14 protein-coding genes are annotated in these 14,763 nt (G+C 59.8%); 5 read left to right on the plus strand and 9 right to left on the minus strand.

What is annotated here, in order from left to right:
* Positions 1–11: 11 nt before the first annotated feature.
* A complete protein-coding gene (hpaR, locus tag AO268_RS09405) occupies positions 12–434 on the minus strand; it encodes a homoprotocatechuate degradation operon regulator HpaR (RefSeq protein ID WP_076961398.1) in 423 nt (140 codons plus the stop codon).
* A gap of 206 nt (positions 435–640) precedes the next feature.
* Here hpaR and AO268_RS09410 point away from each other — a divergent pair, with 206 nt between their 5' ends.
* Positions 641–1,939, plus strand: coding sequence for an NAD(P)/FAD-dependent oxidoreductase (locus AO268_RS09410; RefSeq protein ID WP_076961397.1), 1,299 nt, complete (start codon positions 641–643; stop codon positions 1,937–1,939).
* A 30-nt stretch (positions 1,940–1,969) separates the two neighbouring features.
* Positions 1,970–2,335 (plus strand): cupin domain-containing protein, encoded by a 366-nt coding sequence (locus AO268_RS09415; protein ID WP_099168517.1) that lies wholly within the window; start codon positions 1,970–1,972, stop codon positions 2,333–2,335.
* Between the two features lie 102 nt (positions 2,336–2,437).
* On the opposite strand, the gene feaR is transcribed toward AO268_RS09415, so the two are convergent.
* The 3 genes from feaR to AO268_RS09430 all read right to left on the minus strand — a co-directional run bounded on the left by feaR (position 2,438) and on the right by AO268_RS09430 (position 5,564).
* Positions 2,438–3,391: a transcriptional regulator FeaR gene (gene feaR, locus AO268_RS09420; RefSeq protein ID WP_099168518.1), complete on the minus strand. Its 954-nt coding sequence runs from the start codon at positions 3,389–3,391 to the stop codon at positions 2,438–2,440.
* 108 nt (positions 3,392–3,499) lie between these two features.
* Positions 3,500–4,120 (minus strand): DUF3156 family protein, encoded by a 621-nt coding sequence (locus AO268_RS09425; RefSeq protein WP_099168519.1) that lies wholly within the window; start codon positions 4,118–4,120, stop codon positions 3,500–3,502.
* Positions 4,065–5,564 carry an APC family permease gene (locus AO268_RS09430; protein WP_099168520.1) on the minus strand — a complete coding sequence of 500 codons (1,500 nt, stop codon included), beginning with the start codon at positions 5,562–5,564 and terminating at the stop codon, positions 4,065–4,067. Before AO268_RS09430 ends, AO268_RS09425 begins: the two co-directional genes overlap by 56 nt.
* Before the next feature lie 215 nt (positions 5,565–5,779).
* On the opposite strand from AO268_RS09430, the gene AO268_RS09440 reads away from it, so the two are divergent.
* Positions 5,780–7,108 carry a hypothetical protein gene (locus tag AO268_RS09440; protein WP_099168521.1) on the plus strand — a complete coding sequence of 443 codons (1,329 nt, stop codon included), beginning with the start codon at positions 5,780–5,782 and terminating at the stop codon, positions 7,106–7,108.
* A gap of 123 nt (positions 7,109–7,231) precedes the next feature.
* Positions 7,232–8,719, plus strand: coding sequence for an aldehyde dehydrogenase family protein (locus AO268_RS09445; RefSeq protein ID WP_099168522.1), 1,488 nt, complete (start codon positions 7,232–7,234; stop codon positions 8,717–8,719).
* Here AO268_RS09445 and AO268_RS09450 read toward each other — a convergent pair whose 3' ends face one another.
* From AO268_RS09450 to AO268_RS09460, 3 genes are read right to left on the minus strand one after another with little or no spacing between them, the layout of a single operon-like run.
* The gene (locus tag AO268_RS09450) at positions 8,720–9,121 is read right to left on the minus strand and encodes a RidA family protein (protein WP_076961391.1); all 402 of its coding nucleotides are present in this window, start codon (positions 9,119–9,121) and stop codon (positions 8,720–8,722) included.
* Between the two features lie 31 nt (positions 9,122–9,152).
* Positions 9,153–9,950, minus strand: a complete 798-nt coding sequence (locus AO268_RS09455; protein WP_099168523.1) for an ABC transporter permease — start codon at positions 9,948–9,950, stop codon at positions 9,153–9,155.
* Positions 9,947–10,636, minus strand: coding sequence for an ABC transporter ATP-binding protein (locus AO268_RS09460; RefSeq protein WP_076961389.1), 690 nt, complete (start codon positions 10,634–10,636; stop codon positions 9,947–9,949). The genes AO268_RS09455 and AO268_RS09460 overlap by 4 nt, the downstream gene beginning before the upstream one ends.
* 465 nt (positions 10,637–11,101) lie before the next feature.
* Between AO268_RS09460 and AO268_RS09465 the strand changes: the two genes are divergently transcribed.
* Positions 11,102–12,727, plus strand: coding sequence for a hypothetical protein (locus AO268_RS09465; RefSeq protein ID WP_099168524.1), 1,626 nt, complete (start codon positions 11,102–11,104; stop codon positions 12,725–12,727).
* Positions 12,728–12,817: 90 nt separating this feature from the next.
* On the opposite strand, the gene AO268_RS09470 is transcribed toward AO268_RS09465, so the two are convergent.
* Both AO268_RS09470 and AO268_RS09475 read right to left on the minus strand, forming a co-directional pair.
* Positions 12,818–14,077: an OprD family porin gene (locus AO268_RS09470; RefSeq protein ID WP_257154360.1), complete on the minus strand. Its 1,260-nt coding sequence runs from the start codon at positions 14,075–14,077 to the stop codon at positions 12,818–12,820.
* Positions 14,078–14,247: 170 nt separating this feature from the next.
* Positions 14,248–14,748 (minus strand): flavin reductase, encoded by a 501-nt coding sequence (locus tag AO268_RS09475; RefSeq protein ID WP_099168549.1) that lies wholly within the window; start codon positions 14,746–14,748, stop codon positions 14,248–14,250.
* Positions 14,749–14,763: the final 15 nt, after the last annotated feature.

Genomic DNA, 14,763 nt, shown 5'->3' on the forward strand with positions numbered 1-14,763 from the left:
AATGTGGTGTTTCAACGCTTGATGCTTTTCAGCTCATCGAGCAACCCCAGCAAAGTCTGCAATTTCTGCGCCCCCAACTGTTCCTGCAAGCGCTGGTAGTTGGCCTCCATGCACTGGCTCATGGAGGCAAAACTCGCCCGGCCCTTGTCCGCCAGGGTCACCAGGACCCGCCGCTGATCCTGCTCGGCCTTGCGCCGATGGATCATCCCCGCCGCTTCCATGCGCACCAGCACGCCCGTCATGCTCGGCTTGAGGATGCAGGCCAGTTCCGCCAGTTGGTAAATCTCCAGTTCGTCGTGTTGATTGAGGATGCGGATCACCCGCCATTGTTGCTCGGTCAGGCCATGTTCGTTCAGCGAGGGGCGGAAAAAACTCATGGCCGCTTCGCGGGCCTGTAGCAAAGTGAGGGTCAAGGACTGCCGGGGTTTGAGCATAGAGTCAGGGTCACGTGATATTTAGTTAATGTTTTAACGAAACTCTAACATCCCCACTCCGCGCAAGCGCTATAACTTAGGGGTCGCGCACGTTCATGGCGCGCTGAATCAAAAGCCCCGGCACGCAGGATCAAGACATTGCTGGCGCCAGGGGCCCTAATGAAGACATCTGCTTTAGAGCCTTCCTTCACTTTTCAGGCGGCGCCATGATCAACATTGAAACCCCCACGTATTACACCGCGACCAAGAAGTACAACCTGAGTTTCCCCACCCTGGAACAGGACATCGAGGCCGACGTCGTGGTAATTGGCGGCGGTTTTTCCGGGATCAATACCGCCCTGGAACTGGCAGAAAAAGGCATCACCCATATCGTCGTGCTGGAGGCGCGCTACCTGGGCTTTGGCGGCACCGGGCGCAATGGCGGGCAGATCATGGCCGGCATCGGCCACGACCTGGAGAAGATCAAGCAAGACGTCGGCGAAGACGGCCTGCGCCAGGTGTTCGAGATCAGCGACCTGGGCGCCGACATCATCAAGGCGCGGATCGCCAAGTACAACATTGATGCCGACTTCTGCCACGGCTACGGCTATATGGGCTTTAACGCCCGCCAGGAAAAGACCCTGCGGGCCTGGGAAAAAGACTTCAAGTCGCTCAACAGCCAGCATGAAATCCGCTTTCTCGGCGGCTCCGACGTGAAGCAGATCATTGGCTCCGACGCCTACAGCAGCGCCCTGCTGCATATGGGCGGCGGGCATGTGCATTCACTGAACCTGCTGCTGGGCGAAGCCAGCGCCCTGGCCGGCCATGGCGTGCAGATCTTCGAGAACAGCCCGGCGCTGGAGGTCAGCTATGGCGAGCGCATCACCGTGCGCACCGGACGCGGCTCGGTCAGGGCCAGCAAGCTGCTGTGGGCGTGTGACAGCTTCCTCAACAAGCTGGAGCCGGAGCTGCATCGCTCGACCATCAACACCTACGCGTTCCAGATGATGACCGAGCCGTTGAGCGAAGAACTGATCCGGCGCATCAGCCCGATCCGTGGGGCCTACAGCGATATCCGCCCGGTGATCGACTACTACCGCGTGACCAACGAAAACCGCCTGCTGTTCGGCGCCGCCACGCCGCTGGTAGAGCACATTCCCGGCGACTTGAAAGCCTGGAACCGCAAGCTGATGCTGAAGATTTTCCCCTACCTCAAGGACGTGAAGATCGACCTGGCCTGGGGCGGCCCGATGGCCTGCAGCCCTAACCTGTTCCCCCAGGTCGGCACCCTGCCGGGGCGCAGCAATGCGTTTTTCGTCCAGGGTTACTCGGGCTTTGGCGTCACCCCCAGCCACATCATCTGCAAGGTCCTGGCCGAAGGCATGAGTGAAGGCTCGGCGCGCTATGACCTGGTCAGCTCGATCCACCGCCCGACGATTATCGGCAAGGACGCAATCCGCCCCCTGCTGCTGACCGCCGGCAAATCCTGGCACCAACTGTCCGGTTACTGGAATGGTCGCCGCTAACCCCGTTTTTATCCCTCTGGAGCAACTGCCATGACCTTCGTTACCCTCAAGAAAGATATCCAGCTGTCTGAACTCGATGCCTGGGGCACCGTTGCCGATCTGGGCGCCGAGATCCTCGCCGGCGAGCTCAAGTCCTTCGGCAAAATGACCTTCGGCGCGCCCACCGACAAGGTCAGCAGCGCTTACTTCGGCACCACCCGGGGCAAATTCCGCATGGTCTATCCGTTTCATGAACAAGCCACGGTGGTCACTGGCGAGGTGCGCCTGACCGACGAAAATACCGGCCAAACCACCCGCTACCAGGCCGGTGACAGCTGGTTCGTGACCCAGGGCACGCCGGTGCTGTGGGAAGTGCTGAGCGAGAGTTTCGTCAAACACTACTTGGCGGTCGCATAACTGCGTTGTTTTATGTGGGAGCGGGCTTGTGTGGGAGCGGGCTTGCCCGCTCCCACACAAGCCCGCTCCTACATTGGGTGTGTGCTGATTGATAAATCGCGGTCAGGCCATTCCTACCACCTGCTGCAACCGGCTACTGCGAAAGGCCTTGGGCGACAGCTCGAACTGCTTCTTGAACGAACGGCTGAAATGCGCCGAATCGGTAAAGCCCCACTTATAGGCAATCGAGGTAATCGATTCGCTGCGCAGGAACGGGTTGGTCAAGTCATCGGCGCTGCGTTTGAGCCGCGCACGCTGGATGTAGCGGCAGACGCTGTCGTCCTGCTCCTCGAACAACCGGTATAAATGGCGCACCGAGATGTTCAGGCGGCTGGCCAGGCCCACCGGGCTCAAGCCAGGCTGGCTCAGGGACTCTTCAATGACCTTCTGCACATAGCTGCGCAGGTTGTTGCCTTGCAACGCGGTGGTATCGTCGCGCCCATCATCGTCCTGCTCCAGGGCTGAGCCCAGCAGCGACACAAAGGCACACTGCAATGCCTCGACCTCATCCTCGGCGCCTTCGCCGCCCTTGCACAACTGGTCCATCAACACATGCAGCATGCGCCCACAGGCCTTGCTGGAGGAAATCTTGCCAAAGGTCTTCGATTGGCTGCCCATCTGCTTGCACACCTGGGCGCGCGGCAACGACAGCGAGAGATGTTCGATCAAGCCGAACGGGGTGATTTCAATGGAGCCCACCGAGTCCATCAGCAGCAGTTCGCCAGGGGCCAGTTGTACCCGCTGGCCGTTCTGCACGATCTGCGAATAGCCGCTGCGCTGGCTGACCAGAAAACAATCCTGGTCGTTATCGCGGTCGGGGTTGCTCGCCTGGCGCTTGATCAACCCGGCGTTGGTACGCAGGCTGGCCAAGGGCAACCCGCCATTTGAAAGCATGGAAAACTCGCCGATAAACAGCGAGCGGTTGAAGGCCAGTTCGGTGTCGAAGTGGCCGCACATCGCACGCAAATCGCGGTTCCAGGTGTCGAGCCCCTGTTGTGCACGCTGTTGGATACCCATGGGTGTCTCCACAATGGCTTATTGTTTTTGTCGGGCAATAGTTAACATGTTATCTATATGCGCGCAACCAGTACCTGTCCGCCATGGTGATTGCACGAATGATGCCAGTCAGAGCCCGCCCACTACGCGCTGCAAGCCGGCCAGCGCAGCCAGCAGCGCATCCCGCTGTTCACGGCTCAAGGCGATGTAGCGCCGAAAGGCCGGCAGGCGATTGACCACCTCGCTGCCGCCCATATGTTCCAGGCGGATGTGCCATTGCCGGGCGTGCAGCTCGATATGCAGGCGCTTGAAATCCAGGGGCATCAACGCCGCTTGCAAGGCGCTGTCCTGTTCCAGGCGCGCCTGCAGCAGCCCCAGCAATGCGCCCTCGCCCGAGCGTTGCCGGCAACGGATGCCGGTCCGGCGGATGGCCCCGCCATGGTGCAATGCAAAGCGCGCCGCGCCCTCTGTCGAGGCGGGCAGGCACAAACTGAACTCGGTCATGACCAGGTGCATCAGCAGCTGCGATTCGGTGCGCTCGCGGATCTCCAAGTGCAGGCTGTCGTCCTCCAGGTCTGCCCGCGCCAAGGTCGGCGACACCTGCTCGAAACGCGCCAGTCCCAGGTTGCGCTGCAATTGCCCCAGGGTGCGCCCCGGCTGATATCCCGCCGGTGCGCGTTGTGCGCTGAAGCCTTCAGACAGCTTTTGCCGCAGGGCCGCTATAGCCGTGGTGAGTGTGACCCGGTTCATTGGCAAACTCCTTGGCCAGCACGTCTTCTACCGACGCCGGCGTGAATGGATTGACCTTCTGTACCACCAGGGTCCAGAACAGCGCATACACCGCAGTACTGCCCAGCATCACGCCGAACGGGATGTAGATATCCGCCGGGTTCATCCCCGGTGGCGTGATAAACCACATGCCCAACAGGATGCCGACGCTGGACAGCAGCTGCGGCAGCGGGAACCACGGCGAGCGGTAGGCCCGTGGCAAATCGGGGCGGCGAATGCGCAGGATCACCACCGAGAGGGTGACCAGCAGGTAAGCGAAACTCCAGGCACACACCGCCGCCAGCACCAGGTGCATGATGGTGTCGGTGTTGCCGCCCAGGTACAGCGCGTGCAGGCAGGGAATCAGCATCGCCAGCAGGATACACAGCACCGGGGTCTTGAAGCGTGGGTGCAGGTAAGTGAAGACCTTGGGCAATGCACCGTCCACCGCCATGCCATACAGAATGCGTGGCACACCGGCCATCAGCGTGTTGATGGTGGCGGCGCCGGCAAACAGAAAGCCGATGCCCAGCCACAGCGGCCCGATCTGCCCCATCACCTGCTCGGCAAAGCGTGGAATGGCCATGGGTGTGTCCAGCAGATGCACGCCGCTGGCTGCGTCCAGCACCACGTTTTCCACCTGGCGCTTCATGGCCGCGCCGTAGATGAACATGCACGTCGCCACGCCCATCAGGCCGAGCATCATCGCCCGTGGCATGACCTTGGCCGACTGGCGCAAGTCCGGGGCCAGCGGGGTGACGAACTCGCAGCCGACAAACATAAACATCGCCATGCCCACCAGGGACAGCACCGTCACCAGGTCGCTGCCCACCAGGGATTCGCCAAACCAGCCGTCCAGTTGCACCGCCGGGGCGGCGATCAGGCCCAGCACGCCAAACACCATCAAGGTGGTCCACATACCGAAGGTGAGGATGATCTCGGCGCGGCCAAAGGCGCTGACGCCAAACACGTTGAGCACACCGAACACCAGCACAAAGCCCACCCCCAGCAACCAGGAGCCACCGGCGGATTCGGCCAGGGTATTGAGGTGTTCAAAGTTCACCAGGGCCATGACCCCGGCCAGGATGGTTTCGGCGGTGCCGGCAAACACATGCACGATCAAATAGGCCGACAAGGTGCCAGTGATCGCAAAAAAACGCCCCAGGCCGCAATTGATGTAGTCGTACACCGAGCCGGTGGTGGGCAGTATCGAGGCGGCCTCGGCGAAGGTCGTGGCCTGGGCCAGCATCATCACCACGGCGAGCAGCATGGCCAGCGCAAACGCGCTGCCGCCAATGCCAAAGCCCATGGTCGCGGTGAGAATCACCGGGCTGGCCATGATCAGGCCAATGGTGCTGGCCAACGCGGTGGGGAAACCCACCGTGCCCCGGTTCAGGTGCGCGGTAAGTCTGTCATTGCTCGACATGGTGCAGATCCTCGCAAGGGATTTTTTAGAAGTGTTTGCACTGTGCACCCGCCCAACCGGAGCGTCTTGCCCCTGGCTGCCGCCGGTTTTGTTGCTGCCTGCCAGGGCTTGCGGCTTGGCGGCCAGGGTCAATTGCCTGGCACGCAGGTGAAAGACTTGCGCCGCCGACGCTCGCCCTAATGCGCCCTCAACTTAACCCCTGGGGGACTATAACAATGGAGCACACACTCAAAACCCGCCACCTGCGCCCGGCTGCCGGCCTGGCTCTTGCATTGTGGCTTGGCCACCCTGCGGCCCAGGCAATCGAACTGTATACCGACGACGACACCACCATCACCGGCAACTTCCTGGCTGTATACGGCCTGTTCAATAGCCGCAAGAACTACGAGGGCAGCCCGGGCGGTTCGACCTGGCGCGAAGGCTTTATCAAGTATGGCTTGAGCATCGAGCAGACCCTGGGTAGCCCGGGCAGTGTGTATGGCACCGCCAACCTGGTGAGTTCCGGCACCTGGGGCGATGGCGATGCCTCCCACGTGACCGACGGCAGCGAGCGCACCACCACGTTCGACGAAGCCTTTGCCGGCTGGCGCTCGGGGGACCTTTTACCGGCGCTGGGCAAGGATGGCCTGGACCTGTCGTACGGGCGCCAGATCATCACCGTGGGCGACGGTTTTATCGTCAACGACGACGGCCCGAACCTGGGCAATGGCGTGGCCGACGGCGAGTTCGACCGTGGCGGCGCCTATTACATCGCCGCGCGGCATGCCTTCGACAAGGCGGCCGTGATGCGCCTGGGCGGCAAGGACGGCCTGCATGGCAGCCTGATGTGGATCGAATCCGACAACCGCGCCCAGGCCCTGACCGAAATGGCCATCGGCACCCTGGAATACAGCGCCGCGCCAGGCACCCTGGGCTTGACCTACCTGCACGGCATCGATGTGGATCAGCGCTTTGCCAACGACCTGCAAAAGCAACGCCGGGGCATGAACCTCTACAGCCTGCGCGGCAGCGGCAATGCCGGGATCGACAACGCGCACTTCTCGTTTGAATACGCCTGGCAGGACAAGGACCCCGGCCCGGAAAAAGCCTGGTACGCCGAGGCGGGCTATACCTTCGCCGACCAGCCCTGGTCGCCGGACCTGACCTACCGCTATGCACGCTACTCGAAAAACTGGGACGCCCTGTTCGCCGGCTTCAATCGAGGCTTTGGCACCTGGGTCCAGGGCGAAGTGGCGGGCAACTACGCCGGCCCCTACAACAGCAACACGGCGGTGCAGCATGTGGCGTTCAAACTCAAGCCACTGGACAACCTGACCCTCGGCGCGCTGTTCTTCGACTACCAGACCGTGAGCAAACGCAACATGCTCGACCTGGATGGCCGCGAGCTGGACCTGTATGCCGAATGGGCGGTGAATGAGCACCTGATCCTCACGCCATTGATTGGCCTGTACCGCCCCGACAAAGACCAGGAGACGGGCGGCAACCAGGTGGGTGGCAATGGCACCAATGTGTATAGCCAGTTGGTGGTGGCGGTGCCGTTCTAAGACGTGGCTGCCCGCTCCCACAGGGGCATGGCAGCCACAGACATACGCCCCGGCAGGCACAGTCAAGCGTTAGCCCGCAGCATTGGTTAGCCTCGGGTTTTCCTTTTTGATCAGGCACACCCCATGAGCGATATCGCGCTGCTACCCCAGGTCGAAGCCTTCCTGCGTCGAGACCACGGCCTGTTTATCGACGGTGGCTACATCCCCAGCCAGGCCAGCCAGACCCTGGAGGTGATCAACCCCGCCACCGGCCAGGTCATCGCCACGGTCGCCGACGCGCAAGCCAGTGATATCGAGCTGGCCGTGGCCTCCGCCAGGCTGGGCTTCAAACAGTGGTCGCGAACCGCCCCGGCGATCCGTGGTCAGGTGCTGCTCAAACTCGCCGACCTGCTGGAACGCCACCGCGAGGAACTGGCACAGATCGAAACTTGCCAGTCGGGCAAGCTCATCCAGATTTCCCGCGCCTTTGAAGTGGACCAGGCCGTGCATTTTTTGCGTTATTACGCGGGCTGGGCAACCAAGATCAGTGGCCAGACCCTCACCCCGTCGCTGCCCTCGTTTGCCGGCGAACGCTACACCGCCTTCACCCTGCGCGAACCGGTCGGCGTGGTGGTGGGCATCGTGCCGTGGAATTTCTCCACCATGATCGCCATCTGGAAACTCGCCTCGGCCCTGGTGACCGGGTGCAGCATCATCATCAAGCCCAGCGAATTCACGCCGCTGACCCTGCTGCGCATTGCCGAACTGGCGGTGCAAGCCGGCCTGCCTGCTGGCGTGCTGAACGTGCTGACCGGTGGCGGCCAGGTGGGCAAGGGGCTGATCGAACACCCCGGCACCGACAAGGTGTCCTTCACCGGCTCGGTGCCCACCGGCCTTGCAGTGGGCAGTGCGGCCATGGGCGCCGGCCTGACCCGCGCAACCCTGGAGCTGGGGGGCAAAAACGCGGCGGCGTTCCTGCGCGATGTGAAGCTGGAAACCGCCGTCAACGGCATGATCGAAGCGGGCTTCCTGCACTCGGGGCAGATCTGTGCGGCGGCCGAGCGTTTCTTCGTCCACCGCTCGCAGATCAACCCGGTCATGGAAGCCCTGGCCCAGCGCTTGAGCCGGCTGAACATCGGCTCGCCGCTGGATGAGCGCACCGAGTTCGGCCCGGTCACCCATCGCCAGCACCAGTTGAAGCTGGAAGGTTTTTTTGCCACCGCCCGCGCCGAACACAACACGATCATCCATGGCGGCCAGCCGATGGAGCGGCCCGGCTGCTATGTGCAACCCACGATCATTCTCGCCAACAGCATCAACGACACACTGCTCACCGAGGAAACCTTCGGCCCCATCGCCACCTTCCTGCCCTACGACGACGAGGACGAGTTGCTGGCGTTGATGAACCACACCCCTGGCGGCCTCAGCGCCAGCCTGTGGACCAACGACCTGGGCAAGGCGCTGCGCATGGTCCCGGCGATCAATGCCGGCACGGTGTGGGTGAATATGCACACCCTGCTCGACCCGGCCGTGCCATTCGGCGGCAACCAGTCCTCGGGCATTGGCCGGGAGTTTGGCAGCGCGTTTATCGAGGACTACACCGAGCTCAAGTCGGTGATGATGCGCTACTGATCACCCCGGGATCAGCGCCTCCGCCTCGATCTCGATCAACCACTCGGGCAGCGACAGGCCGCTGACAATGATCCACGACGACGGCGGCGGGTTTTCCGGGAAGCGCTCGCGCAACGCGGCGGCGATGGGTTCCTGCTGGTCGCGGGCGGACTCGACGATATACAGGCGCAGCATGATCACATGGGACAGCTCGCCTTCGGCTGCCGCCAGAACCTTGGCGATATTGTCCAGGGCAGTGGCGGTCTGCTCGGCGATGCCGGGGCCGACGGTGCGCTCGTCAGCGTCCACCCCCACCTGGCCGGACAGCAGGATACGCCGGCCCTCGCGCACTTCCATGGCCTGGCTGAAACCGTATTGCAGGGAGTTGAAGACTGTCGGGGGGTTGAGGGTTCTTCGTTGCATGACGACTCCTTGTTGTCTGTAGGAAACAAGGCTACCCCAAGCGTTCCTCCAGGCGATACCTCAAGAAGCGATGGTCCGCGCAAAACAGCCGCCGGTAGGTCAGCAGCACCGCCCCCACCGTGCCCAATGCCGACGATGCGGCAATCAGGAACATGATCACGATCTGATAACGCACCGCGTCCTGCGGGCTTTCGCCGGCCAGCACCTGGCCGGTCATCATGCCCGGCAGGCTGACGATGCCCACCACCGTCATCTGGTTGAGCGTCGGGATCATGCCGGCCCTCACCGCCTGGCGGATCGCGCCCTGGGCGGCTTCCCAGCGTGAGCCGCCCAGGGCCAGGATCATCTCGAGGCTGTTGCGCCCGGTGGTCAGTTCCTGGGTCATGCGCTCGATGCCCAGGGACACACCGGTCAGGGTGTTGCCAAGGATCATCCCGAGGATGGGGATGGCATACTGCGGCTCGTACCAGGGGTGGATGCGAATAATCGCAAACAACCCCAATGCCGTGACCAGCCAGGAACTGCCCCACACCGACACGATGCTATCGACCCTCTGGCCCTTGTAGGTGCGCTTGCCCCGGCCGGCCGCCGACAGGCCGGCGATCAGCGTCATCAGGCACATCAGCGGCAGCACCACGTACCAGTAGGCAAACGCGAAGACCCAGCCCAGCAGATAACCAATCGCCAACAATTGCACCACCGTGCGGATGGCGGCCCAGATCAGCTCGCGCCCCAGGCCCAGCCTTAACAGCAGGGACAACGCACCATTGATCAGGATCAGTGAGGCGGAGATTGCCAGGTCGGTGGCGCTGAGATTCTGGTAATTCATGCCTGGCCCACCGCGCTCAAGACCCCGGCGTCCATGTGCAACTGCCGCGTGCTCATCCGCCGGGCCTGTTCATGATCATGTGACACCCAGATATAGGCATGGGCGCTACTGCTGTCAAACCAGGCGCGGATCAAGGCTTCGACTTCACTGGACGATGCGGGATCGAGGGCTGCAGTCGGTTCGTCCAGCAGCAACACATCCGGGTCTGACTGCAGCGTGCGAATCAGCGCCAGCACCTGGGCTTCGCCGCCCGACAAATCCCCGGCGTTTTTCGACAGGAAGTCCGGCGCCTTTCTGCCATGGGCCAGCAATGCGCAGACCTTCTGCCGATCAAACGTCAAGTGGCGCCAGGTGGCGAGCGAGTAAGGAAAGCGCAGATTGTCCTCCACCGTGCCCTCGAGCAGCGCAGGCCGTTGGGAGAGGTAGCAGACGCGGCTGCGATAGGTCGGAATCCGCGCATGAGCGATGGCCTGGTTGTGCCACAGGACCTGCCCCGACGTGGGCGCATCCAGCAGGGCAAGGACCCTGAGCAGGACACTTTTACCCGAGCCGGAGGCGCCGGTGATTGCGACGCGGTCGCCAGGGTACAGCTGGAAATCGGTCGGTTGCAGCAACGCCGCCTGGTGACGCTCGTCCAGTCGCAGCAGGGCCTTGGCCTCGATCAGGGGGGATTGGCGGTCGGCCATGGACTCATCACTCGGTTGAACAACTGGCAATCAAATACCCCACTGCCTCATTCGCGCAAAGGGCTGCACCCAAGACATGATGGCATACTCCACCAGTACGATTCCCAACCTTAAAGCGGATAAGGTTTGTGCAAAAAGATCGCTTCGCGCTTTCACATCCCTTTCACAGTCGGGGGCCTAGGGTGATCCCAGCTCCTAGTGAAACCCTTTAAGCCCGCACTCCCCATCGCGGGCTTTTCTTTGTCTGGGATTTGCCCCCCACCTCCAAAGCCCCCCCTTCGCACAGCCGCGACAGACCTTCTTCAAAAAAGTTCCTGATTTCAGTGCCCAACTGAACAAATACCCCGCCAAATCACCTTTTCTACCCTGACACATACCAGCATTCGCTAGTAGAATCTCGAGCGATGTCATTTTGACACCCTGTTCAAATGAACACAGGAAAATACCTATAACATGGAGCCGCGAATGCACGTCCGCTACAGAGAGTTCTTTTCCAACACCCGGGCGGGGTTGGCCCTTGGGGTGATTGCCATGCTCATTCTTGCAGGAGCGATTCTAACGCTCAGGAACCTCGAGCCCCTGACCAACTCCTTTACCTACACCGAGGATGGCGTTTGGTTGGGACATGCCATGAGTAAAGGCTGGTGGTATGCCATAGTTAACGCTAAACCAGACTACTTCGTGTGGGGAAACCTACTATTCATTTATTTGGCGACATTAACATCTGATATTTTCTGTGGCGACAAACTAGTTTGTTACCCTGAAGCACTTTCTTTTTGGTCGTATTTTTTTTACTCGTCAGTAAGTGTCCTCTGCTATTACGTCACCAAGGGTCTAATTCCAGAAGTCATTCGATGGATTGTTTTTCTAGCCACTCTGCTGATTCCCCTGGGGGATTCTTCGGGCGAGATATTCGGAAAAATATCCAATATCGGCTACTACTTCGTCTTCATTACCACCTTGTTGATATTCATAAAAAGCAGGAAGGCCGCTGCAACTCCACTCATCGATACGATATTGCTACTATGTGCCGCTACAAATCCAGTGTGTTTGATACTGACTCTCGCGCTCTCCACTTTCACTTTGCTTGATCGCGACTTCAAAAAATTCGTTAAAAAATACGGAGCTGTCTTATTTGGCTGCCTCGTCATTGGCGCACTGATTTTTTTCAGGATAACGGCCTCCCCAGCCAAAGGTGTGATTGGTAGCTTTAGACTCGAAAGCCTAATCGAAGTGAGCCTCGCGAGAGCCTTCATTTACCCGCTGGCCTTTCCTTTTTACAACCAACTCTCCGACACAATTGTTGTAACGCTCTCCCTGGCGCTTATCACCTTGCTCGGGGTACTACTGGCAAAGGAAAAATCGAGAGAAGTCAAAACACTTATATCAATGTGCGCAATAGCTTATTTCATATACGCATTCTTTACAGTATATATGCGCAAAAGTCTGACAGAGGTTCTAGGTGGGTACACCGGTACATTTCCCGACCGGTATTTTATGGGGCTGAACATTATTGTTATCTTCTCGCTCCTGGTGCTCGCTGGTTCAGCTTTGCGCGCAAGCAGGACGGCTCGCATTGCAGGCACAGTAACGCTGGTCTCTTTCACTGCGCTGTATACAGCCAATGTCGCTTGGTTGTTTGAGGGTGAAGCCGCAAGGATGCAATTCGCTGGAACTGTAACCTTCCAAGATCAACTCTGCTCGGCCTCACGACAGCCAGCAGATACTGAGGGTAACGTCTCTGTTTCGTTATACCCGGCAGGCTGGTTCGCGACACTCCCTAAAGACAAGGTATCCGCAGCAATCAACAAGATTGAATGCGCAAAGGAAGACCTGTCATTTTATGTCACCGACTCTAATTGGATAAAAGGCATTGCAAGAAAGTGGCCAGGATTTTACCTGCACAATACTCCTGAGAATTTAGCGGCATTCAAGATCGGAAACACTGTTCAGTTCCCAGACAAGACAACACGAAAAATCGTCGATATTTCGACCAGCAATGAAACAATAAATGTATTTGTGGAGGGCGACATACTGATAGCAAGAAAAGTTGGTTTCCCATTTAAATTCGTTGTGATAGAACAGATATAAAACCAAGCAAAAAGCCCCAGCCATCACGACTGGGGTTTTCTTTTGGCTTAGCGCCAACTCAGCATGACCATCGCAAGACTTTAGGCCACCTCAAAACTTAACCACATACGTCGTAATCAAGCGCGTTTCCGTATAGTCCGGCCCCGCCGCGCGACCATTGCCGTAGCGGGTCTTGACGTCGTAACGCCGCCACTCCAGCCCCAGGTTCTTGAACGTCCCGTCCTGCACCACATAGCCAAGGCCCAGCCAGCGTTCGCTTTCAACGTTCTGGTCCAGGGCGTTGTTGCCGCGGTCTATGCCTGTTCCGCGAAAATAGCGGGTCTTGAACTTCAACCCGGGGATGCCCATCGCCGCGAAGTTGTAGTCATAACTCACCGACCAGGAGCTTTCATTGGGCTTTACGTAGGACACCACGGACCAGTTCACCAGGTACGGCTGGGGCGCGTAACCGTTGAGGGTGGGGAAGCCACTTTCACCGAGCATGCGCTGGTAGGCGACGCCAAAGGTATGGCCGCCTTTTTTCAAAGCGCTCATCAGGCCATAGGAGCGGTTATCGATCTTGCCGTACAGCGCCTTGCCATCTTCCTGGTTATCGAAGTATCGCAGGTCGCTTTTCAACGCATAGCCGCCCCCCAGGTCAAGGTCATGGCTCAGGCCGAAGTATTGCTGCTGGTAGATATCTTCCAACTGGCCGTAGAAATACGTCGCGGCCAACTGTGGAGTCAGTGCATACGTGGCACCGGCAAAGTTCAGGCCGTCGCTGCGGCGTTTTATATCCGGGCCGTTAAACAGGTACATCTTTTCACGGTCGGAAGACTCCCGCGAACTGATCTGGTTGAAGCGCCCGGCGGTCAATGTCCACTTGTCGATGTCCTTGGACTCGATACTGACTCCATTAAACGTGGTCACCAGTTGCCGAGTATCGTCGTAATACGCCACCGGCAAGGTCGGGCGGTGTTCGCCGAGCTTAAGTTCGGTTTTCGAGTAGCGGACTTTCGCCGCGAATGCTGCGCGGCCATAGTCCTGCACCGGTTCGCCACGGCTGTCGTCGTAGGGGATCACCGAGTCCGGCCCGCGCCCGCCGCCGCCGTCCAGGCGGTATGCGTACTGCCCGTAGAGATCGAGGGCAAACTGCACGGGGCCTTCGGTGTAACCGGACGCGGCCTTGAAGTCGAACCCCTGGGACCAACTGCCGACCCTGGACTTGGGGGCATCGGTCTGGTGAAAGTCCCGGTCCAGGTAAAAGTTACGCAGGCCCAGGCTGATTTGACGGTCGTTGATAAAGTCTGCCTGGGCAAACAGCGGCGTAAAGCAGCCCAGCAGGCCGACGAACACGCAGTCGCGGGCCATTCTATTTTCAAGAGGCATCGGTGGTTCCTTTCTATGCGCGCAAAACATTTGAGTGGGGCAGATCACTAAGGGGCAGTTAATCCGCAGTCTTGTTTTTATAACCACTGGCTGCAAAAAGACGCATGCGTGCGGGGCACGCTTATTGTTGTTTTAAAGAACCCTGGCAACACTCAGGAAGCGGCCTTCGATGCGTCCCCCAGGCGATGATAGGCACGGTTGAAATACACCAGGCCTTCCTGGCTTTCGCCATTGCGGATACCCAGCACCTCACAGTAGAAAATCGTATGGGAACCCACCTCGTGGGCCTGGGCGATCCGGCAGTCGAAACTCACCAGCGCTTCCTGCAGAATCGGCGCGCCACTTTCCAGGGTCAGCCACTGGGCACAGGCAAAACGCTGCTCGGTATTCATCTCGCGGCTGGCGAACACCCCGGAAATTGCCTGGTGATCGGCCGTCAGCACGTTGACGCTCAACACGCCGTTGCTCTTGAAGTTGATATTGGATGTCGACGCCCGGTTCATGCACACCAGCAGGGTCGGCGGCTGGTCCGTGACGCTGCACACCGCAGACGCCGTAAAGCCGAAGCGCCCGGCCGCGCCATCGGTGGTGATCACCGAGACGGCGCCGCCGAGCAGTGCCATTGCGTTGCGAAAACCTGTTGTATCTACCATGGTCTTGCCCTCCGC

The sequence above is a fragment of the Pseudomonas sp. ICMP 8385 genome (genome assembly GCF_002699915.1).
Taxonomy (GTDB): Bacteria; Pseudomonadota; Gammaproteobacteria; order Pseudomonadales; family Pseudomonadaceae; genus Aquipseudomonas; species Aquipseudomonas gessardii.